Consider the following 16,551-nt stretch of genomic DNA (forward strand, 5'->3'; position numbering starts at 1 on the left):
GGCGAGAACTGCGGCGTTCTGCTGCGTGGTACCAAGCGTGACGACGTTGAGCGTGGCCAGGTTCTGGTTAAGCCAGGCACCGTTAAGCCGCACACCAAGTTCACCGCTGAAGTTTACGTTCTGAGCAAGGAAGAAGGCGGCCGTCATACTCCGTTCTTCAAAGGCTACCGTCCACAGTTCTACTTCCGTACTACTGACGTGACTGGTAACTGCGAGCTGCCAGAAGGCGTTGAAATGGTAATGCCAGGTGACAACATCCAGATGACTGTCACTCTGATCAAAACCATCGCGATGGAAGATGGTCTGCGTTTCGCTATCCGTGAAGGCGGTCGTACCGTCGGCGCTGGCGTCGTAGCCAAAGTCATCGAGTAATCGACGACTCATGAAGAAGCCCCCGCTTGCGGGGGCTTTTTTATTGGGTTGACACTCTGTGGGGCCGTCTATAGAATTGCGCCTCCTTTTAACGGGCGTATTGCGCCCGGTGGGAATAGCAGCCTGGAGTCTGAAATCCAATGCAAAATCAGCAAATCCGTATCAGGTTGAAGGCTTTCGACCATCGCCTGATCGACCAATCCACCCAGGAAATCGTGGAAACCGCGAAACGTACTGGTGCTCAAGTGCGTGGTCCAATTCCACTGCCTACCCGTAAAGAGCGGTTCACCGTTCTGGTCTCCCCGCACGTCAACAAAGACGCGCGTGACCAGTACGAGATCCGTACTCATAAGCGCGTACTGGACATCGTCCAGCCAACGGATAAAACCGTTGATGCTCTTATGAAGCTTGATCTTGCGGCAGGTGTGGAAGTGCAGATCAGCCTCGGCTAAGACTCGGTCTTAGTCGTGTAACGCTCTGAAATGGGCGGCCATAGCGGGTGAAAGCCCCGTACACTCATGAGGTTTACAACATGACTATTGGTGTAGTCGGTCGTAAATGCGGTATGACCCGTATTTTCACCGAAGAAGGTGTCTCCATTCCGGTCACGGTCATTGAGATCGAGCCGAATCGCGTCACCCAGTTCAAAACTGAAGAAACCGATGGCTATCGTGCAGTGCAGGTCACTGTAGGTGAGCGTCGTGCTTCGCGCGTGACTGCTGCTCAAGCAGGTCACTTCGCTAAAGCGAACGTTGCTGCCGGTCGTGGCGTTTGGGAATTCCGTCTTGAAGAAGGCGAGTACCAAGCTGGCGATCTGATCAATGCAGAAATCTTCGCTGCTGGCCAACTGGTAGACGTTACCGGTCAGTCGAAAGGTAAAGGCTTCGCCGGTACCATCAAGCGTTGGAATTTCCGCGGTCAAGATAACACCCACGGTAACTCCGTTTCCCACCGCGTCCCGGGCTCTATTGGCCAGTGCCAGACTCCTGGTCGTGTATTCAAGGGCAAAAAAATGTCCGGTCATATGGGCGCTGAGCGCGTGACCGTGCAGTCCCTGGAAGTAGTGCGCGTCGACGCTGAACGCAATCTGTTGTTGGTCAAGGGTGCTGTTCCTGGCGCTACTGGCGGCAACCTGGTTGTACGTCCGGCGGCCAAGGCTCGCGGTTAAGGGGAAGCTGACATGCAATTAAATGTAAATGACGCTCAAGCGATCGAAGTTTCCGAACTGACATTTGGCGGCGAATTCAACGAGACGCTGGTTCACCAAGCAGTCGTGGCCTACATGGCCGGCGGCCGTCAAGGTAGCAAGCAGCAAAAGACCCGTTCCGACGTTTCCGGTGGCGGCAAGCGCCCATGGCGTCAGAAAGGTACTGGCCGTGCTCGTGCCGGTACTATCCGTAGCCCAATCTGGCGTGGCGGCGGTACCACTTTCGCAGCTCGTCCTCAGGATCACTCCCAGAAGCTGAACAAGAAGATGTATCGCGCAGCAATGCGTTCCATCCTTGCTGAGCTGGTGCGTACTGATCGTCTGGTCGTGGTTCAGGATTTCGCTGTTGAAACTCCGAAAACCAAAGATCTGCTGGGCAAGCTGAACAACATGAGCCTGACCGACGTTCTGATCGTGTCGGACGCTGTTGATCAGAACCTGTACCTGGCTGCTCGTAACCTGCCACACGTTGATGTTCGTGACGTGCAAGGTTCCGATCCAGTTAGTCTGATCGCATACGACAAAGTGTTGATCACTGTGTCGGCCGTGAAGAAATTCGAGGAGCTGCTGGGATGAACCAGGAACGCGTATTTAAAGTTCTGCTTGGCCCGCACGTTTCCGAGAAGGCTACGGTTCTGGCAGACAAGAAAGGCCAGTTCGTTTTCAAGGTTGCTACTGACGCAACCAAGCTGGAAATCAAGAAGGCCGTCGAAAGCCTGTTCAGCGTGAAAGTGGAACGCGTTACTACCCTGAACGTTCTGGGTAAGAGCAAGCGTACCGCTCGCGGTCTGGGCAAGCGTAATGACTGGAAGAAGGCAGTTATCTCCCTTCAGCCAGGCCAAGATCTCGATTTCAGCAGCAGTGCTGAGTAAGGAAGGGGTGCATCATGGCAATCGTTAAATGCAAACCGACTTCCCCTGGCCGCCGTTTTGTGGTCAAGGTGGTCAACCAGGAGCTGCATAAAGGCGCTCCTCACGCACCGCTGCTCGAGAAGAAATCGAAGTCTGGTGGTCGTAACAACAATGGCCGCATTACCACTCGTCACGTTGGTGGTGGTCATAAGCAGCATTACCGTCTGGTCGACTTCCGTCGCAACGACAAAGATGGCATCGCTGCCACTGTCGAGCGTATCGAATACGATCCAAACCGTACTGCTCACATCGCTCTGCTGCTGTACGCAGATGGCGAGCGTCGCTACATCATCGCCCCTAAAGGCGTGAGCGCTGGCGACCAGCTGATCGCAGGTGCTCTGGCACCGATCAAGCCGGGCAACGCTCTGCAACTGCGCAACATTCCAGTTGGTAGCACCGTACACGGCATCGAACTGAAGCCAGGTAAAGGCGCGCAAATCGCTCGTTCGGCTGGTGCTTCGGCTCAGCTGGTCGCTCGTGAAGGTGTCTACGTGACCCTGCGTCTGCGTTCTGGTGAGATGCGTAAAGTGCTGGCTGAATGCCGCGCGACCCTGGGCGAAGTCTCGAACTCCGAGCACAGCCTGCGTTCGCTGGGTAAAGCTGGTGCCAAACGCTGGCGTGGCGTTCGCCCAACCGTTCGTGGTGTTGCCATGAACCCGGTTGACCACCCACATGGTGGTGGTGAAGGTCGTACCTCTGGTGGTCGTCATCCGGTATCGCCATGGGGCTTCCCGACTAAGGGCGCGAAGACTCGTGGTAATAAGCGTACCGACAAAATGATCGTCCGTCGTCGCAAGTAAATAGAGGGATACGACAGTGCCACGTTCTCTGAAAAAAGGTCCTTTTATTGATCTTCACCTACTGAAGAAGATCGAAGTGGCGGCGGAAAAGAACGATCGCAAACCAGTTAAGACCTGGTCGCGCCGTTCCATGATCCTGCCACAAATGGTCGGTCTGACCATTGCTGTGCATAACGGTCGTCAACATGTTCCAGTTCTCGTGAACGAAGACATGGTCGGCCACAAACTGGGCGAGTTCGCCGGTACCCGTACATATCGCGGGCACGTGGCTGACAAGAAAGCCAAGCGTTAAGGGGTAAGGAATGATGGAAGTAGCCGCTAAGTTGTCGGGCGCTCGAATCTCCGCCCAGAAAGCCCGCTTGGTCGCCGACCAGATCCGCGGGAAGAAGGTGGGCGAAGCGCTCAACCTGTTGGCTTTCAGCAGTAAGAAAGCCGCCGAGATCATGAAGAAAGTGCTGGAGTCGGCCGTAGCCAACGCCGAGCATAACGAAGGCGCAGACGTTGATGACCTGAAGGTCTCCACCGTTTTCGTCAACGAAGGGCGTTCGCTGAAGCGCATCATGCCACGTGCCAAAGGCCGTGCTGATCGCATCGTCAAGCGGTCTTGCCATATCACTGTCAAGGTTGCTGACAAGTAACGGAGTCGAAGAGATGGGTCAGAAAGTACATCCCATTGGCATTCGCCTGGGAATCGTCAAGGAGCACACCTCCGTCTGGTACGCAGACGGTCGGACTTATGCGGACTATTTGCTCGCAGATCTGAATGTGCGTGAGTATCTCCAAGACAAACTAAAAAGCGCGTCCGTAAGCCGTATCGATATCCATCGTCCGGCTCAAACTGCACGCATCACCATCCACACCGCTCGTCCCGGCATCGTGATCGGCAAGAAAGGTGAAGATGTTGAGAAGCTGCGTCAGGACCTGACCAAGCAAATGGGTGTGCCTGTGCACATCAATATCGAAGAGATCCGCAAGCCGGAGCTCGACGGTATGCTGGTTGCGCAGAGCGTAGCTCAGCAGCTGGAGCGTCGCGTAATGTTCCGTCGTGCTATGAAGCGCGCCGTACAGAACGCCATGCGCATTGGTGCCAAAGGCATCAAAATCCAAGTGAGCGGTCGTCTCGGCGGTGCTGAAATCGCACGTACTGAATGGTATCGCGAAGGTCGTGTGCCACTGCACACCCTGCGTGCCGATATCGACTATGCCACCTACGAAGCTCACACCACTTACGGTGTGATCGGTGTGAAGGTTTGGATCTTCAAAGGCGAAGTAATTGGTGGTCGCCAAGAAGAGCTGAAGCCGCAAGCACCTGCGCCTCGTAAAAAAGCTGCTAAGTAAGGGGTACGCCAAATGTTGCAACCAAAGCGTACGAAGTTCCGCAAGCAAATGACCGGCCACAACCGTGGTCTGGCATTGCGCGGTAGCAAAGTCAGCTTCGGCGAGTTCGCGCTGAAGTCTGTTGCTCGTGGTCGTCTCACCGCTCGTCAGATCGAGTCAGCGCGTCGTGCTCTGACCCGTCACGTAAAACGTGGTGGCAAGATCTGGATCCGTGTATTCCCGGACAAGCCTATTTCCAAAAAGCCTCTCGAAGTTCGGATGGGTAAAGGTAAGGGTAACGTCGAATACTGGGTAGCCCAGATTCAGCCAGGCAAAGTCCTGTATGAAATCGAGGGTGTTTCTGAAGAGCTGGCGCGTGAGGCTTTCGCCCTGGCTGCTGCAAAGCTGCCGCTCGCCACCTCCTTTGTTAAACGGACGGTGATGTGATGAAAGCGAATGAACTTCGTGAAAAATCCGCACAGCAGCTGAACGAGCAACTGCTCGGCCTGCTGCGCGACCAGTTCAATCTGCGTATGCAGAAAGCAACTGGCCAGTTGGGGCAGTCTCATCTGCTCTCGCAAGTTAAGCGTGACATCGCTCGCGTGAAGACTGTGCTCAACCAGCAGGCAGGTAAGTAATCATGGCTGAAGCCGAAAAAACTGTCCGTACGCTGACTGGCCGTGTTGTCAGCGACAAGATGGACAAGACCATCACCGTTCTGATCGAGCGTCGCGTTAAGCACCCTATCTACGGTAAATACGTTAAGCGTTCGACTAAGCTGCACGCGCACGACGAAACCAATCAGTGCCACATCGGCGACAAAGTCACTATTCGTGAAACTCGTCCGATGGCCAAGACCAAGTCTTGGGCCCTGGTTGATGTTCTCGAACGCGCTGTGGAAGTCTAAGGGCTAGGGGTCGGAGAAATTATATGATTCAGACTCAATCCATGCTCGATGTGGCCGATAACAGCGGCGCTCGCCGCGTTATGTGCATCAAGGTGCTGGGTGGCTCCCATCGTCGTTACGCTGGTATCGGTGACATCATCAAAGTTACCGTCAAGGAAGCAATTCCTCGCGGTAAGGTGAAAAAAGGCCAAGTGATGACTGCTGTTGTAGTCCGCACTCGCCATGGTGTTCGTCGTGCAGACGGCTCCATCATCCGCTTTGATGGCAACGCTGCTGTTCTGTTGAACAACAAGCAAGAGCCGATCGGCACCCGTATCTTTGGGCCAGTGACCCGTGAACTTCGCAACGAGAAGTTCATGAAGATCGTCTCGCTCGCCCCAGAAGTGCTGTAAGGAGATCCGACATGCAAAAGATTCGTCGTGACGACGAGATCATCGTGATCGCCGGCAAAGACAAAGGTAAGCGCGGTAAGGTGCTTAAGGTTCTGGCTGACGACCGTCTGGTCGTCGGTGGCCTGAACCTGGTCAAGCGTCATACCAAGCCTAACCCGATGTCGGGCGTACAGGGCGGTATCGTCGAGAAAGAAGCGCCACTGCACGCTTCCAACGTCGCCATTTTCAACAGCGAAACCAACAAGGCTGACCGCGTTGGTTTCAAAGTAGAAGACGGCAAAAAAATTCGTGTCTTCAAGTCGACCCAAAAAGCGGTTGATGCTTGAACACTGCTAGGTAGAAGACCATGGCACGACTAAAAGAGATTTACCGGAAGGAAATCGCTCCGAAACTTAAGGAAGAACTTAAGCTTTCGAACGTGATGGAAGTTCCGCGCGTTACCAAAATCACCCTGAACATGGGTCTGGGCGAAGCAATCGGCGACAAAAAAGTCATCGAGCATGCTGTTGCTGACCTGGAAAAGATCACCGGCCAGAAAGTCGTTGTGACCTACGCTCGTAAATCCATCGCTGGCTTCAAAGTCCGCGAAGGATGGCCGATCGGCGTCAAAGTGACCCTGCGCCGTGAGCGTATGTACGAGTTCCTGGATCGTCTGCTGTCGATCTCCCTGCCTCGGGTTCGCGACTTCCGCGGCCTGAATGCCAAGTCCTTCGACGGTCGTGGCAACTACAGCATGGGCGTTAAAGAGCAGATCATTTTCCCGGAAATCGATTACGACAAGATCGATGCTCTCCGCGGTCTGGACATTACCCTGACCACCACTGCTAAGAACGATGATGAAGGCCGCGCTCTGCTGCGTGCTTTCAAATTCCCGTTCCGCAACTGATTGGAGTAGGAAAATGGCCAAGAAGAGCATGAAGAACCGTGAGCTGAAGCGTCAGCTCACCGTTGCCAAGTACGCCACCAAGCGTGCAGCGCTGAAAGCTATCATCGTGGATCTGAACGCAAGTCCAGAAGCTCGTTGGGAAGCTACCGTAGCTCTGCAGAAGCAGCCACGTGATGCAAGCGCTTCGCGCATGCGTAACCGCTGCCGCCTGACTGGTCGTCCGCACGGCGTTTACCGCAAGTTCGGCCTGGGCCGTAACAAGCTGCGTGAAGCTGCAATGCGTGGTGACGTACCAGGTCTGGTTAAAGCCAGCTGGTAATAGCTATCAAAGTCTCGGTGTTCGGGCTCGCAAGATCCCGATCGCCGGTGGCCTTGAACGTGAATCAAGCCCCTTTTGGGGCTTGATTCATTTCTGGGGTGTGTCTAGAATGACCGGCTCGCCTGAGCCCGTGTTTTTTGCCCGGAATTTCTCGGCGACAGTTGTAGCCGCAAGGCTAATTCTTTTTGTATCAGGAGCATCTAGCCCATGAGTATGCAGGACCCGTTAGCGGACATGCTAACTCGAATCCGTAATGCCCAGATGGCTGAAAAGTCCGTCGTAAGCATGCCGTCTTCCACGCTGAAGGTGGCTGTAGCAAAAGTCCTGAAGGACGAAGGTTACATCGCGGGTTATCAGATCAGCAGCGAAATCAAACCTCTGCTGTCCATCGAGCTGAAGTACTTCGAAGGCCGTCCGGTCATCGAAGAAGTGAAGCGCGTTAGCCGTCCAGGCCTGCGTCAGTACAAGTCCGTTGAAGAACTGCCGAAAGTACGTGGCGGTCTTGGCGTGTCTATCGTCTCCACCAACAAAGGTGTGATGACTGATCGTGCTGCGCGCGCTGCCGGTGTCGGCGGCGAAGTTCTTTGCACTGTGTTCTAAGGGGGGATAAGCATGTCTCGCGTCGCTAAGAACCCCGTTAAGCTGCCAGCTGGTGTCGAAGTCAAATTCGCCGGCCAACAGCTTTCGGTGAAGGGTGCCAAGGGCACTCTCGAACTGAACGTACACTCGTCCGTTGAAATTGTTCAGGAAGCTGGTGAGCTGCGTTTCGCTGCTCGCAACGGCGACCAACAAACTCGCGCAATGGCCGGTACCACTCGTGCTCTGGTAAACAACATGGTCCAAGGCGTAAGCCAAGGCTTCGAGCGTAAGCTCCAGCTGGTCGGTGTTGGTTACAAGGCACAGGCAAAAGGCACAGTGCTGAACCTGGCCCTCGGCTTCTCGCATCCAGTGGATTACGAACTGCCGGAAGGCATCACCGCTGAGACTCCTAGCCAGACCGATATCCTGATCAAGGGCATCGATAAGCAGCTGGTAGGTCAAGTGGCCGCTGAGATCCGCGACTTCCGTCCACCAGAGCCTTACAAAGGCAAAGGTGTGCGCTACGCGGACGAAGTCGTCCGTCGTAAAGAAGCCAAGAAGAAGTAGGGCATAGCAAATGACCGACAAAAAAGTTACTCGACTGCGTCGCGCTCGCAAAGCACGCCTGAAAATGCACGAACTCGAAGTCGTGCGTCTCTGCGTGTTCCGCTCTTCGCAGCACATCTACGCCCAGGTCATTTCGGCCGACGGCAACAAAGTCCTGGCAAGTGCCTCGACTTTGGATAAAGAACTGCGTGATGGCGCCACTGGCAACATCGACGCGGCCACTAAGGTTGGCCAGCTGGTCGCTACGCGTGCGAAAGCCGCTGGCGTCTCGCAGGTGGCTTTCGACCGCTCTGGCTTCAAGTACCACGGCCGCGTCAAGGCGCTGGCTGATGCTGCTCGTGAAGCTGGGCTGGAGTTCTAAGTTATGTCAAATAACGACCAAAAGCGCGACGAAGGCTACATCGAGAAGCTGGTTCAAGTTAACCGCGTAGCCAAAACCGTAAAAGGCGGCCGTATCTTCACTTTCACCGCGTTGACCGTGGTTGGTGATGGTAAGGGCCGTGTTGGCTTCGGCCGTGGCAAGTCGCGTGAAGTGCCTGCTGCGATCCAGAAGGCAATGGAAGCTGCTCGCCGCAACATGATCCAAGTTGACCTGAACGGCACCACTCTGCAGTACGCAATGAAGTCCGCTCACGGCGCTTCCAAGGTGTACATGCAGCCTGCTTCTGAAGGTACCGGTATCATCGCTGGCGGCGCTATGCGTGCTGTCCTCGAGGTAGCTGGCGTTCAGAACGTTCTGGCCAAGTGCTACGGCTCGACTAACCCAGTAAACGTGGTTCACGCCACTTTCAAGGGTTTGAAAGCAATGCAGTCCCCTGAATCCATTGCCGCCAAGCGTGGCAAAAGCGTCCAGGAGATCATCTGATCATGGCTACCGTAAAAGTAACGCTGATCAAAAGCATGACCGGCCGTATCCCTAACCACAAACTGTGCGTTAAGGGTCTGGGTCTGCGTCGCATCGGTCACACTGTAGAAGTCCAGGATACTCCCGAGAATCGCGGGATGATCAACAAGGCTTACTACATGCTGCGTGTCGAGGGTTAATCGATGAAACTCAATGATCTGAGTCCAGCGCCGGGTTCCCGTCGCGAAAAGCATCGTCCGGGCCGTGGTATCGGTAGTGGTTTGGGTAAGACTGGTGGCCGTGGTCACAAAGGTCAGACTTCCCGCTCCGGTGGCACCATTGCTCCAGGCTTTGAAGGCGGTCAACAGCCGCTGCATCGTCGCCTGCCGAAGTTCGGTTTCGTTTCCCTGAAGGCCATGGATCGCGCAGAAGTGCGTCTGTCCGAGCTGGCTAAAGTGGAAGGCGACATCGTCACCGTGCAGTCCCTGAAAGATGCCAACGTGATTAACCAAAACGTTCAGCGTGTGAAAATCATGCTGTCCGGCGAAGTTACTCGCGCTGTGACCATCAAGGGTATCGCAGCCACCAAAGGTGCGCGTGCGGCTATCGAAGCAGCTGGCGGCAAGTTCGAGGAATAAATGGCTAAGCAAGGTGCTCTCTCTGCGCTCGGCAAAGGCGGTATGTCTGAACTTTGGGCTCGTCTGCGTTTTCTGTTCTTGGCGATTATCGTCTACCGAATAGGCGCACACATCCCGGTTCCAGGTATCAACCCTGACCGACTCGCGGACCTGTTTCGACAGAATGAGGGGACCATTCTTAGCTTGTTCAACATGTTTTCCGGCGGCGCGCTGGAACGGATGAGCATCTTTGCACTGGGGATCATGCCGTATATCTCGGCATCGATCATCATGCAGCTGATGACAGCCGTCAGCCCGCAGTTGGAGCAGTTGAAGAAGGAAGGTGAAGCTGGCCGTCGCAAGATCAGCCAGTACACCCGCTACGGCACTGTCATCCTGGCCCTGGTTCAAGCTATCGGCATGTCCGTTGGCTTGGCGGGTCAGGGTGTTGCGTTCACTGGTGACTTTGGCTTCCATTTCGTCGCGGTATCCACTTTTGTGGCTGGTGCGATGTTCATGATGTGGCTGGGTGAGCAGATTACTGAGCGTGGTGTTGGCAACGGTATCTCGATGTTGATTTTCGCAGGTATCGTCGCCGGTCTTCCGAGAGCGATCGGGCAGTCTTTCGAGTCTGCACGTCAGGGTGATATCAACATTTTTGCCCTGGTTGCGATCGGTTTGCTGGCAGTAGCGATTATCGGTTTTGTGGTGTTCATTGAGCGTGGTCAGCGTCGTATTGCTGTTCATTACGCCAAGCGTCAGCAGGGCCGCAAGGTATTTGCTGCGCAGACCAGCCACTTGCCGCTGAAAGTGAATATGGCCGGTGTTATTCCTGCTATCTTCGCGAGCAGCATTTTGCTGTTTCCGGCTTCGTTGGGTGCCTGGTTCGGTCAGTCTGAAGGTATGGGCTGGTTGCAGGACATCTCGCAGTCGATCGCTCCTGGTCAGCCGTTGAATATTCTGCTGTTTAGTGCAGGGATTATTTTCTTCTGCTTCTTCTATACGGCGTTGATGTTCAATCCGAAAGACGTAGCGGAAAACCTGAAGAAGTCCGGTGCCTTTATTCCGGGCATCCGTCCAGGTGAGCAGTCGGCGCGCTACATTGATGGCGTTCTGACTCGTTTGACCATGTTCGGTGCTCTATATATGACGGCCGTCTGCCTGTTGCCCCAGTTCCTGGTGGTTGCTGCAAACGTTCCGTTCTACCTTGGCGGGACCTCGTTGCTGATCGTGGTCGTGGTTGTTATGGACTTTATGTCGCAAGTACAATCGCACCTCGTTTCCCACCAGTACGAATCCCTGATGAAGAAAGCCAACCTGAAGGGTTACGGCAGCGGCATGCTGCGCTAATCCATAAGGTTCGAGGAGTTGGTGATGAAAGTTCGTGCATCGGTGAAAAAGCTGTGCCGTAACTGCAAGATTATTCGCCGCGAAGGTGTTGTTCGAGTAATTTGCAGCGCGGAACCGCGTCACAAACAGCGCCAAGGCTGAGTGTGATTGTGCTTCAAGCCCGGCAGCTAGTGCGCTGCCGGGTTGATTATTTGTTATTACAGCGATATTATCTCGCGCCCTATTTCTTGGCTTCCGGGGCGTAGGTAGCTGTCAATTGGAGTCCCACTGAATGGCCCGTATTGCAGGCGTTAACATTCCAGATAACAAGCATACTGTTATCTCGCTGACCTACATCTATGGTGTTGGTCGCACTACTGCGCAGAAAATCTGCGCGGTGACTGGGGTCAACCCAGCTGCGAAGATCAAGGATCTGAGCGACGAGCAAATTGAACAGCTGCGTGGCGAAGTGGCGAAGTTCACCACTGAAGGTGACCTGCGTCGCGAAATCAACATGAAAATCAAACGCTTGATGGATCTGGGCTGCTACCGCGGTCTGCGCCATCGTCGTGGTCTTCCAGTGCGCGGTCAGCGTACCAAGACCAACGCGCGTACTCGCAAAGGTCCGCGTAAGCCGATCCGCAAGTAATCGCACCAGCGAATCGACAGGAATTTAGTCATGGCAAAACCTGCTGCTCGTCCTCGTAAAAAGATTAAAAAGACAGTGGTTGATGGCATCGCCCACATCCACGCGTCTTTCAACAACACCATCGTGACCATCACCGACCGTCAAGGTAACGCTCTTTCCTGGGCAACCTCCGGTGGTTCGGGTTTCCGCGGTTCTCGCAAGTCCACCCCGTTCGCTGCTCAAGTAGCTGCTGAGCGTGCTGGTCAAGCTGCGCTGGAATATGGCCTGAAAAACCTCGACGTCAACGTCAAGGGTCCAGGTCCAGGTCGTGAATCCGCAGTCCGCGCTTTGAACGGCTGTGGCTACAAGATCGCCAGCATCACCGACGTGACGCCAATCCCGCACAACGGGTGCCGTCCGCCGAAGAAGCGCCGCGTGTAATCCAGGAGATTGTAAAGAATGGCTCGTTACATTGGTCCAAAATGCAAACTGGCTCGTCGCGAAGGCACCGATCTCTTCCTGAAGAGCGGCGTGCGCGCTATCGAATCCAAGTGCAACATCGAAGCAGCTCCTGGCATCCACGGCCAGCGTCGCGGTCGTCAATCCGACTACGGCACCCAGCTGCGTGAAAAGCAAAAAGTTCGTCGTATCTACGGCGTACTCGAGCGTCAATTCAGCGGCTACTACAAACAAGCAGCTGGCAAGAAGGGCGCAACCGGCGAAAACCTGTTGCAACTGCTCGAATGCCGTCTGGACAACGTTGTGTACCGCATGGGCTTCGGTTCTACTCGTGCCGAATCCCGTCAGCTGGTATCGCACAAGTCGATCAGCGTAAACGGTCAGACCGTTAACGTTCCGTCCTACCAGGTTCGTGCTGGTGACGTGGTCGCTGTTCGCGAGAAAGCAAAAAATCAACTTCGCATTGTCCAAGCTCTCGATCTGTGTGCTCAACGTGGCCGCGTAGAATGGGTAGAAGTAGACACTGAGAAGAAGTCGGGCGTTTTCAAGAACGTTCCAGCTCGCAGTGATCTGTCCGCCGACATCAACGAAAGCCTGATTGTCGAGCTCTACTCCAAGTAAGGGCTAGAAAATAGGTGCATCCATGCAGATTTCGGTAAATGAGTTCCTGACACCCCGCCACATTGATGTGCAGGTTGTCAGTCCAACCCGCGCCAAGATCACCCTCGAGCCTCTCGAGCGTGGTTTTGGCCACACCCTGGGCAACGCGCTGCGCCGCATCCTGTTGTCCTCAATGCCCGGCTGTGCAGTAGTCGAGGCCGAGATTGACGGTGTGCTCCACGAGTACAGCGCCATCGAAGGTGTACAGGAAGACGTAATTGAAATCCTGTTGAACCTTAAAGGTCTGGCTATCAAGCTGCACGGCCGTGACGAAGTTACGCTGACCTTGTCGAAGAAGGGTTCGGGGGTGGTTACCGCTGCCGATATTCAGCTGGATCATGATGTCGAGATCGTTAATCCCGATCACGTAATCGCTAACCTGGCGTCTAACGGCGCCCTGAACATGAAGCTCGTAGTAGCTCGTGGTCGTGGTTATGAACCGGCCGACTCGCGTCAGAGCGATGAAGACGAAAGCCGCAGCATTGGTCGCTTGCAGCTCGACTCTTCGTTCAGCCCGGTTCGCCGTATCGCATACGTGGTGGAAAACGCCCGTGTCGAGCAGCGTACTAACCTGGACAAGCTGGTTATTGATCTGGAAACCAACGGTACTCTGGATCCTGAAGAGGCTATCCGTCGTGCTGCAACCATCCTGCAACAGCAGTTGGCTGCGTTCGTCGACCTCAAGGGTGACAGTGAGCCAGTGGTAGTCGAGCAGGAAGACGAGATCGATCCGATCCTGCTTCGCCCGGTTGACGATCTGGAACTGACTGTACGTTCGGCTAACTGCCTTAAGGCGGAAAACATTTACTACATCGGCGACCTGATTCAGCGTACCGAAGTAGAACTGTTGAAGACTCCGAACCTGGGCAAGAAATCCTTGACTGAAATCAAGGACGTTCTGGCCTCCCGCGGTCTGTCCCTCGGCATGCGCCTCGACAACTGGCCGCCTGCAAGTCTTAAGAAGGACGACAAGGCGACTGCCTGATCGTCGTAATCACCGAACGTTGTGTTTGGTAAGGAATGAACCATGCGTCATCGTAAAAGTGGGCGTCACCTGAGCCGCACCAGCTCGCACCGCAAGGCCATGTTCCAGAACATGGCGGTGTCGCTGTTCGAGCACGAGCTGATCAAAACTACACTGCCGAAAGCTAAAGAACTGCGCCGCGTTGCCGAGCCGCTGATCACTTTGGCCAAGACAGACAGCCTGGCTAACCGCCGTCTGGCTTTCGACCGTACTCGTTCGAAAGCTATCGTTGGTAAGCTCTTCAACGACCTGGGCAAGCGCTACGCTACCCGTGAGGGTGGCTACCTGCGCATCCTCAAGTGCGGTTTCCGCGCTGGCGACAACGCTCCTATGGCGTACGTTGAACTGGTTGATCGTGCTGTCGGCGGTGAAGCTGTATCCGCTGAGTAAGACGTCAGTCTGAAACAAGGAACCGGGCCTAGCGCCCGGTTTTTTGTGTCTGCCTATATTGGATATTTCTATCGTTAGCTAATGTGTAATGCATTGGATGTTGTAACACTGGTGGTCAATACTCTTTGTCAGCCGATTAGCCGGCAGTTTCACAGACTGACAGAGGAAGATTGAGCATGAGCCAGACCAAAACTCTTACTACCGCAAGTGGCGCTCCTGTCGCTGATAACCAGAACTCTCGTTCCGCCGGCCCCCGGGGCCCTCTGCTTCTCGACGATTTTCACCTGATCGAAAAGCTCGCCCATTTCAACCGCGAGAATATTCCCGAGCGTCGCGTGCACGCCAAGGGTTCAGGCGCCTATGGCACTTTCACCGTTTCTCGTGATATCACCGAGTACACCAGCGCCAAGTTGTTTGAGGCGGTAGGCAAGAAGACTCCGACCTTCCTGCGTTTTTCCACGGTAGGCGGCGAGCGTGGTTCGGCAGACACCGAGCGGGACCCACGCGGCTTTGCCCTCAAGTTCTACACCGAAGAAGGCAACTGGGACATCGTAGGCAACAACACCCCGGTGTTCTTCATTCGCGACCCGCTGAAGTTTCCCGACTTTATCCACACCCAGAAGCGCCTGCCCCAGAGCAATCTGAAAAGTGCCCAGATGATGTGGGATTTCTGGTCCCATTCGCCCGAGGCGCTGCACCAGGTAACCATTCTGTTTTCCGATCGGGGTATTCCGGATGGCTACCGCCACATGCATGGCTTTGGCAGCCACACCTACAGCCTGATCAACGCCAAGGGTGAGCGGCACTGGGTCAAGTGGCACTACAAGACCAAGCAGGGCATCAAGAACCTGGCGCCGGCTGACGCAGCGCGCCTGGCCGGTACCGATCCTGATTACGCCCAGCGCGACCTGTTCAATGCGATCGAGCGCGGTGAGTTTCCGAAATGGAGCGTGTGCATCCAGGTCATGACCGAAGCTCAAGCCGCCGCGCATTACGAGAACCCCTTCGATGTGACCAAGACCTGGTCGCAGAAAGAGTTCCCGTTGATCGAAGTGGGTGAGCTGGAACTGAACCGCAACCCGTTGAATTACTTTGCAGAAGTCGAGCAGGCTGCATTCGGCCCTAGCAACATGGTACCTGGGGTAGGTCTTTCGCCGGACCGCATGCTGCAAGGCCGGGTATTCGCATACGCCGACGCGCATCGCTACCGTGTGGGTACCAACCACCAACAGTTGCCGGTGAACGCTCCATTGAGCCCGGTGAACAGCTACCAGCGCGACGGCTCCATGGCTTTCGGTACCAATGGTGGTGCGGCGCCTAACTACGAGCCCAACAGCTATGGCGATGCGCCGAAGCAGGCTCCACGTTATGCCGAGCCGGCCCTGGCACTCAGCGGTGCTGCGGACCGCTACGATCATCGTGAAGACACCGACTACTACAGCCACGCTGGTGCGTTGTTCCGCCTGATGAACGATGAGCAGAAGGCATTGCTGATCAATAACATCGCGGGCGCCATGGCTGGAGTGACGGCTGATGTGGTTGATCGGCAGTTGCAGCATTTCTACAAGGCCGACCCGGCTTACGGCGAAGGCATCGCCAAAGCTTTGGGCGTATCGCTCAAGTAAGTCTAAATAAGAAGCAGAACCGCCCTCAGTTGGGCGGTTTTTGCGTTATTTCTACTGGTTTTCTCAGATATTCTTCACTTTTTCAGCTATTTCTAAGTGACCTGCAAGTCAGCTTGGTTCAAACTATCCACTTTCAAGCAGGGAGATGTAGGGCGATGCAAGGTCACCCGGACGTAATCGATTACCTCAACACGTTGCTGACGGGCGAACTGGCAGCACGCGACCAATATTTCATCCACTCGCGGATGTACGAAGACTGGGGCTTTACCAAGCTCTATGAGCGTATCAACCATGAAATGGAAGAAGAGGCGCAACACGCCGACGCCCTGATGCGCCGCATCCTGATGCTCGAAGGCACTCCGCGCATGCGCCCTGACGATCTCGACACCGGAACCACGGTGCCGGAGATGCTGGCCAGCGACCTGCGCCTGGAATACAAGGTGCGCGCCGCGTTGTGCAAAGGCATCGAGCTGTGCGAGTTGCACAAGGACTATGTCAGCCGCGACATCTTGCGCATCCAGCTGGCGGATACCGAGGAAGATCACACCTACTGGCTGGAGAAGCAGTTGGGCCTGATCAAGTCCATCGGCCTGGAGAACTACCTGCAATCGCAGTTCTGATTGCCTTAGGTTTTGCTGCCTGTTCGCGAGCAAAGCTCGCTTCTGCGGGAAGCGCAGCAACCCCTAGAGACAAAAAAGCCCCTGGCACCGTCAAGTGC

30 protein-coding genes and 1 pseudogene are annotated in these 16,551 nt (G+C 55.1%); all 31 read left to right on the forward strand.

Features of this window, described 5'->3' with window-relative positions:
• Positions 1 to 372 (forward strand): annotated as a pseudogene (locus BM382_RS28950) (elongation factor Tu); the annotation flags it as partial.
• A 140-nt stretch (positions 373 to 512) separates the two neighbouring features.
• Positions 513 to 824 carry a 30S ribosomal protein S10 gene (rpsJ, locus tag BM382_RS28955; RefSeq protein WP_003186070.1) on the forward strand — a complete coding sequence of 104 codons (312 nt, stop codon included), beginning with the start codon at positions 513 to 515 and terminating at the stop codon, positions 822 to 824.
• Positions 825 to 904: 80 nt separating this feature from the next.
• On the forward strand, positions 905 to 1,540 hold the full coding sequence (gene rplC / locus BM382_RS28960) for a 50S ribosomal protein L3 (protein WP_007924205.1): 636 nt from the start codon (positions 905 to 907) through the stop codon (positions 1,538 to 1,540).
• Between the two features lie 12 nt (positions 1,541 to 1,552).
• The gene (rplD, locus tag BM382_RS28965; protein WP_007924200.1) at positions 1,553 to 2,155 is read left to right on the forward strand and encodes a 50S ribosomal protein L4; all 603 of its coding nucleotides are present in this window, start codon (positions 1,553 to 1,555) and stop codon (positions 2,153 to 2,155) included.
• Positions 2,152 to 2,451: a 50S ribosomal protein L23 gene (gene rplW / locus BM382_RS28970; RefSeq protein WP_002555488.1), complete on the forward strand. Its 300-nt coding sequence runs from the start codon at positions 2,152 to 2,154 to the stop codon at positions 2,449 to 2,451. The genes rplD and rplW overlap by 4 nt, the downstream gene beginning before the upstream one ends.
• A gap of 14 nt (positions 2,452 to 2,465) precedes the next feature.
• On the forward strand, positions 2,466 to 3,290 hold the full coding sequence (gene rplB, locus BM382_RS28975) for a 50S ribosomal protein L2 (protein ID WP_011063775.1): 825 nt from the start codon (positions 2,466 to 2,468) through the stop codon (positions 3,288 to 3,290).
• A gap of 16 nt (positions 3,291 to 3,306) precedes the next feature.
• Positions 3,307 to 3,582: a 30S ribosomal protein S19 gene (rpsS, locus tag BM382_RS28980; RefSeq protein ID WP_002555486.1), complete on the forward strand. Its 276-nt coding sequence runs from the start codon at positions 3,307 to 3,309 to the stop codon at positions 3,580 to 3,582.
• Between the two features lie 13 nt (positions 3,583 to 3,595).
• Positions 3,596 to 3,928, forward strand: coding sequence for a 50S ribosomal protein L22 (gene rplV / locus BM382_RS28985; RefSeq protein ID WP_003103908.1), 333 nt, complete (start codon positions 3,596 to 3,598; stop codon positions 3,926 to 3,928).
• 13 nt (positions 3,929 to 3,941) lie between these two features.
• Positions 3,942 to 4,628 (forward strand): 30S ribosomal protein S3, encoded by a 687-nt coding sequence (rpsC, locus tag BM382_RS28990; RefSeq protein WP_007924192.1) that lies wholly within the window; start codon positions 3,942 to 3,944, stop codon positions 4,626 to 4,628.
• 12 nt (positions 4,629 to 4,640) lie between these two features.
• Positions 4,641 to 5,054, forward strand: a complete 414-nt coding sequence (gene rplP, locus BM382_RS28995; protein WP_003228729.1) for a 50S ribosomal protein L16 — start codon at positions 4,641 to 4,643, stop codon at positions 5,052 to 5,054.
• Positions 5,054 to 5,245: a 50S ribosomal protein L29 gene (rpmC, locus tag BM382_RS29000; RefSeq protein ID WP_002555481.1), complete on the forward strand. Its 192-nt coding sequence runs from the start codon at positions 5,054 to 5,056 to the stop codon at positions 5,243 to 5,245. The genes rplP and rpmC overlap by 1 nt, the downstream gene beginning before the upstream one ends.
• Before the next feature lie 2 nt (positions 5,246 to 5,247).
• Positions 5,248 to 5,514: a 30S ribosomal protein S17 gene (gene rpsQ / locus BM382_RS29005; RefSeq protein WP_003194644.1), complete on the forward strand. Its 267-nt coding sequence runs from the start codon at positions 5,248 to 5,250 to the stop codon at positions 5,512 to 5,514.
• Between the two features lie 23 nt (positions 5,515 to 5,537).
• Positions 5,538 to 5,906 (forward strand): 50S ribosomal protein L14, encoded by a 369-nt coding sequence (rplN, locus tag BM382_RS29010; protein ID WP_011063774.1) that lies wholly within the window; start codon positions 5,538 to 5,540, stop codon positions 5,904 to 5,906.
• 11 nt (positions 5,907 to 5,917) lie between these two features.
• Positions 5,918 to 6,232 (forward strand): 50S ribosomal protein L24, encoded by a 315-nt coding sequence (gene rplX, locus BM382_RS29015; RefSeq protein ID WP_010443924.1) that lies wholly within the window; start codon positions 5,918 to 5,920, stop codon positions 6,230 to 6,232.
• Positions 6,233 to 6,252: 20 nt separating this feature from the next.
• The gene (gene rplE, locus BM382_RS29020) at positions 6,253 to 6,792 is read left to right on the forward strand and encodes a 50S ribosomal protein L5 (protein WP_003210069.1); all 540 of its coding nucleotides are present in this window, start codon (positions 6,253 to 6,255) and stop codon (positions 6,790 to 6,792) included.
• A gap of 13 nt (positions 6,793 to 6,805) precedes the next feature.
• The gene (gene rpsN / locus BM382_RS29025; protein WP_003228726.1) at positions 6,806 to 7,111 is read left to right on the forward strand and encodes a 30S ribosomal protein S14; all 306 of its coding nucleotides are present in this window, start codon (positions 6,806 to 6,808) and stop codon (positions 7,109 to 7,111) included.
• Between the two features lie 207 nt (positions 7,112 to 7,318).
• Positions 7,319 to 7,711, forward strand: coding sequence for a 30S ribosomal protein S8 (gene rpsH / locus BM382_RS29030; protein WP_011063773.1), 393 nt, complete (start codon positions 7,319 to 7,321; stop codon positions 7,709 to 7,711).
• A gap of 12 nt (positions 7,712 to 7,723) precedes the next feature.
• Positions 7,724 to 8,257 carry a 50S ribosomal protein L6 gene (rplF, locus tag BM382_RS29035; protein ID WP_007924185.1) on the forward strand — a complete coding sequence of 178 codons (534 nt, stop codon included), beginning with the start codon at positions 7,724 to 7,726 and terminating at the stop codon, positions 8,255 to 8,257.
• A 10-nt stretch (positions 8,258 to 8,267) separates the two neighbouring features.
• Complete coding sequence (rplR, locus tag BM382_RS29040) at positions 8,268 to 8,618, forward strand: 50S ribosomal protein L18 (RefSeq protein WP_003186037.1); 351 nt, start codon at positions 8,268 to 8,270, stop codon at positions 8,616 to 8,618.
• Positions 8,619 to 8,621: 3 nt separating this feature from the next.
• On the forward strand, positions 8,622 to 9,122 hold the full coding sequence (rpsE, locus tag BM382_RS29045; RefSeq protein ID WP_007924184.1) for a 30S ribosomal protein S5: 501 nt from the start codon (positions 8,622 to 8,624) through the stop codon (positions 9,120 to 9,122).
• A 2-nt stretch (positions 9,123 to 9,124) separates the two neighbouring features.
• A complete protein-coding gene (rpmD, locus tag BM382_RS29050) occupies positions 9,125 to 9,301 on the forward strand; it encodes a 50S ribosomal protein L30 (RefSeq protein ID WP_003176408.1) in 177 nt (58 codons plus the stop codon).
• A gap of 3 nt (positions 9,302 to 9,304) precedes the next feature.
• A complete protein-coding gene (gene rplO / locus BM382_RS29055) occupies positions 9,305 to 9,739 on the forward strand; it encodes a 50S ribosomal protein L15 (RefSeq protein WP_007924183.1) in 435 nt (144 codons plus the stop codon).
• The gene (secY, locus tag BM382_RS29060; protein WP_003210064.1) at positions 9,740 to 11,068 is read left to right on the forward strand and encodes a preprotein translocase subunit SecY; all 1,329 of its coding nucleotides are present in this window, start codon (positions 9,740 to 9,742) and stop codon (positions 11,066 to 11,068) included.
• A 24-nt stretch (positions 11,069 to 11,092) separates the two neighbouring features.
• A complete protein-coding gene (rpmJ, locus tag BM382_RS29065; RefSeq protein WP_002555468.1) occupies positions 11,093 to 11,209 on the forward strand; it encodes a 50S ribosomal protein L36 in 117 nt (38 codons plus the stop codon).
• 130 nt (positions 11,210 to 11,339) lie between these two features.
• Positions 11,340 to 11,696, forward strand: coding sequence for a 30S ribosomal protein S13 (gene rpsM, locus BM382_RS29070; protein WP_003186020.1), 357 nt, complete (start codon positions 11,340 to 11,342; stop codon positions 11,694 to 11,696).
• Positions 11,697 to 11,726: 30 nt separating this feature from the next.
• Complete coding sequence (rpsK, locus tag BM382_RS29075; protein ID WP_007924177.1) at positions 11,727 to 12,116, forward strand: 30S ribosomal protein S11; 390 nt, start codon at positions 11,727 to 11,729, stop codon at positions 12,114 to 12,116.
• 18 nt (positions 12,117 to 12,134) lie between these two features.
• Positions 12,135 to 12,755, forward strand: a complete 621-nt coding sequence (gene rpsD / locus BM382_RS29080; RefSeq protein WP_011063772.1) for a 30S ribosomal protein S4 — start codon at positions 12,135 to 12,137, stop codon at positions 12,753 to 12,755.
• Positions 12,756 to 12,777: 22 nt separating this feature from the next.
• The gene (rpoA, locus tag BM382_RS29085; protein WP_007970428.1) at positions 12,778 to 13,779 is read left to right on the forward strand and encodes a DNA-directed RNA polymerase subunit alpha; all 1,002 of its coding nucleotides are present in this window, start codon (positions 12,778 to 12,780) and stop codon (positions 13,777 to 13,779) included.
• A gap of 42 nt (positions 13,780 to 13,821) precedes the next feature.
• A complete protein-coding gene (gene rplQ, locus BM382_RS29090; protein ID WP_007924175.1) occupies positions 13,822 to 14,208 on the forward strand; it encodes a 50S ribosomal protein L17 in 387 nt (128 codons plus the stop codon).
• A 176-nt stretch (positions 14,209 to 14,384) separates the two neighbouring features.
• Positions 14,385 to 15,833 (forward strand): catalase, encoded by a 1,449-nt coding sequence (locus BM382_RS29095; RefSeq protein WP_019094236.1) that lies wholly within the window; start codon positions 14,385 to 14,387, stop codon positions 15,831 to 15,833.
• A gap of 155 nt (positions 15,834 to 15,988) precedes the next feature.
• The gene (bfr, locus tag BM382_RS29100) at positions 15,989 to 16,453 is read left to right on the forward strand and encodes a bacterioferritin (protein ID WP_011063770.1); all 465 of its coding nucleotides are present in this window, start codon (positions 15,989 to 15,991) and stop codon (positions 16,451 to 16,453) included.
• Positions 16,454 to 16,551 lie beyond the last annotated feature (98 nt).

Source organism: Pseudomonas sp. NFPP25, assembly GCF_900116505.1.
GTDB lineage: Bacteria > Pseudomonadota > Gammaproteobacteria > Pseudomonadales > Pseudomonadaceae > Aquipseudomonas > Aquipseudomonas protegens.

What these genes read in the sequence shown, in the direction of transcription:
- rpsM (WP_003186020.1), top strand. Translation starts at nt 11,340, where the DNA reads ATGGCCCGTATTGCAGGCGTTAACATTCCAGATAACAAGCATACTGTT.
- rplW (WP_002555488.1), top strand. Translation starts at nt 2,152, where the DNA reads ATGAACCAGGAACGCGTATTTAAAGTTCTGCTTGGCCCGCACGTTTCC.
- rpsE (WP_007924184.1), top strand. Translation starts at nt 8,622, where the DNA reads ATGTCAAATAACGACCAAAAGCGCGACGAAGGCTACATCGAGAAGCTG.
- rpsN (WP_003228726.1), top strand. Translation starts at nt 6,806, where the DNA reads ATGGCCAAGAAGAGCATGAAGAACCGTGAGCTGAAGCGTCAGCTCACC.
- rplO (WP_007924183.1), top strand. Translation starts at nt 9,305, where the DNA reads ATGAAACTCAATGATCTGAGTCCAGCGCCGGGTTCCCGTCGCGAAAAG.
- rplX (WP_010443924.1), top strand. Translation starts at nt 5,918, where the DNA reads ATGCAAAAGATTCGTCGTGACGACGAGATCATCGTGATCGCCGGCAAA.
- rplN (WP_011063774.1), top strand. Translation starts at nt 5,538, where the DNA reads ATGATTCAGACTCAATCCATGCTCGATGTGGCCGATAACAGCGGCGCT.
- rplQ (WP_007924175.1), top strand. Translation starts at nt 13,822, where the DNA reads ATGCGTCATCGTAAAAGTGGGCGTCACCTGAGCCGCACCAGCTCGCAC.
- rplF (WP_007924185.1), top strand. Translation starts at nt 7,724, where the DNA reads ATGTCTCGCGTCGCTAAGAACCCCGTTAAGCTGCCAGCTGGTGTCGAA.
- rpmC (WP_002555481.1), top strand. Translation starts at nt 5,054, where the DNA reads ATGAAAGCGAATGAACTTCGTGAAAAATCCGCACAGCAGCTGAACGAG.
- rpsD (WP_011063772.1), top strand. Translation starts at nt 12,135, where the DNA reads ATGGCTCGTTACATTGGTCCAAAATGCAAACTGGCTCGTCGCGAAGGC.
- rplC (WP_007924205.1), top strand. Translation starts at nt 905, where the DNA reads ATGACTATTGGTGTAGTCGGTCGTAAATGCGGTATGACCCGTATTTTC.
- rpmD (WP_003176408.1), top strand. Translation starts at nt 9,125, where the DNA reads ATGGCTACCGTAAAAGTAACGCTGATCAAAAGCATGACCGGCCGTATC.
- rplB (WP_011063775.1), top strand. Translation starts at nt 2,466, where the DNA reads ATGGCAATCGTTAAATGCAAACCGACTTCCCCTGGCCGCCGTTTTGTG.
- rpmJ (WP_002555468.1), top strand. Translation starts at nt 11,093, where the DNA reads ATGAAAGTTCGTGCATCGGTGAAAAAGCTGTGCCGTAACTGCAAGATT.
- BM382_RS29095 (WP_019094236.1), top strand. Translation starts at nt 14,385, where the DNA reads ATGAGCCAGACCAAAACTCTTACTACCGCAAGTGGCGCTCCTGTCGCT.
- rpsH (WP_011063773.1), top strand. Translation starts at nt 7,319, where the DNA reads ATGAGTATGCAGGACCCGTTAGCGGACATGCTAACTCGAATCCGTAAT.
- rplE (WP_003210069.1), top strand. Translation starts at nt 6,253, where the DNA reads ATGGCACGACTAAAAGAGATTTACCGGAAGGAAATCGCTCCGAAACTT.
- rplD (WP_007924200.1), top strand. Translation starts at nt 1,553, where the DNA reads ATGCAATTAAATGTAAATGACGCTCAAGCGATCGAAGTTTCCGAACTG.
- rplR (WP_003186037.1), top strand. Translation starts at nt 8,268, where the DNA reads ATGACCGACAAAAAAGTTACTCGACTGCGTCGCGCTCGCAAAGCACGC.
- rpsK (WP_007924177.1), top strand. Translation starts at nt 11,727, where the DNA reads ATGGCAAAACCTGCTGCTCGTCCTCGTAAAAAGATTAAAAAGACAGTG.
- rplP (WP_003228729.1), top strand. Translation starts at nt 4,641, where the DNA reads ATGTTGCAACCAAAGCGTACGAAGTTCCGCAAGCAAATGACCGGCCAC.
- rpsQ (WP_003194644.1), top strand. Translation starts at nt 5,248, where the DNA reads ATGGCTGAAGCCGAAAAAACTGTCCGTACGCTGACTGGCCGTGTTGTC.
- bfr (WP_011063770.1), top strand. Translation starts at nt 15,989, where the DNA reads ATGCAAGGTCACCCGGACGTAATCGATTACCTCAACACGTTGCTGACG.
- rpsC (WP_007924192.1), top strand. Translation starts at nt 3,942, where the DNA reads ATGGGTCAGAAAGTACATCCCATTGGCATTCGCCTGGGAATCGTCAAG.
- rpsJ (WP_003186070.1), top strand. Translation starts at nt 513, where the DNA reads ATGCAAAATCAGCAAATCCGTATCAGGTTGAAGGCTTTCGACCATCGC.
- rplV (WP_003103908.1), top strand. Translation starts at nt 3,596, where the DNA reads ATGGAAGTAGCCGCTAAGTTGTCGGGCGCTCGAATCTCCGCCCAGAAA.
- secY (WP_003210064.1), top strand. Translation starts at nt 9,740, where the DNA reads ATGGCTAAGCAAGGTGCTCTCTCTGCGCTCGGCAAAGGCGGTATGTCT.
- rpoA (WP_007970428.1), top strand. Translation starts at nt 12,778, where the DNA reads ATGCAGATTTCGGTAAATGAGTTCCTGACACCCCGCCACATTGATGTG.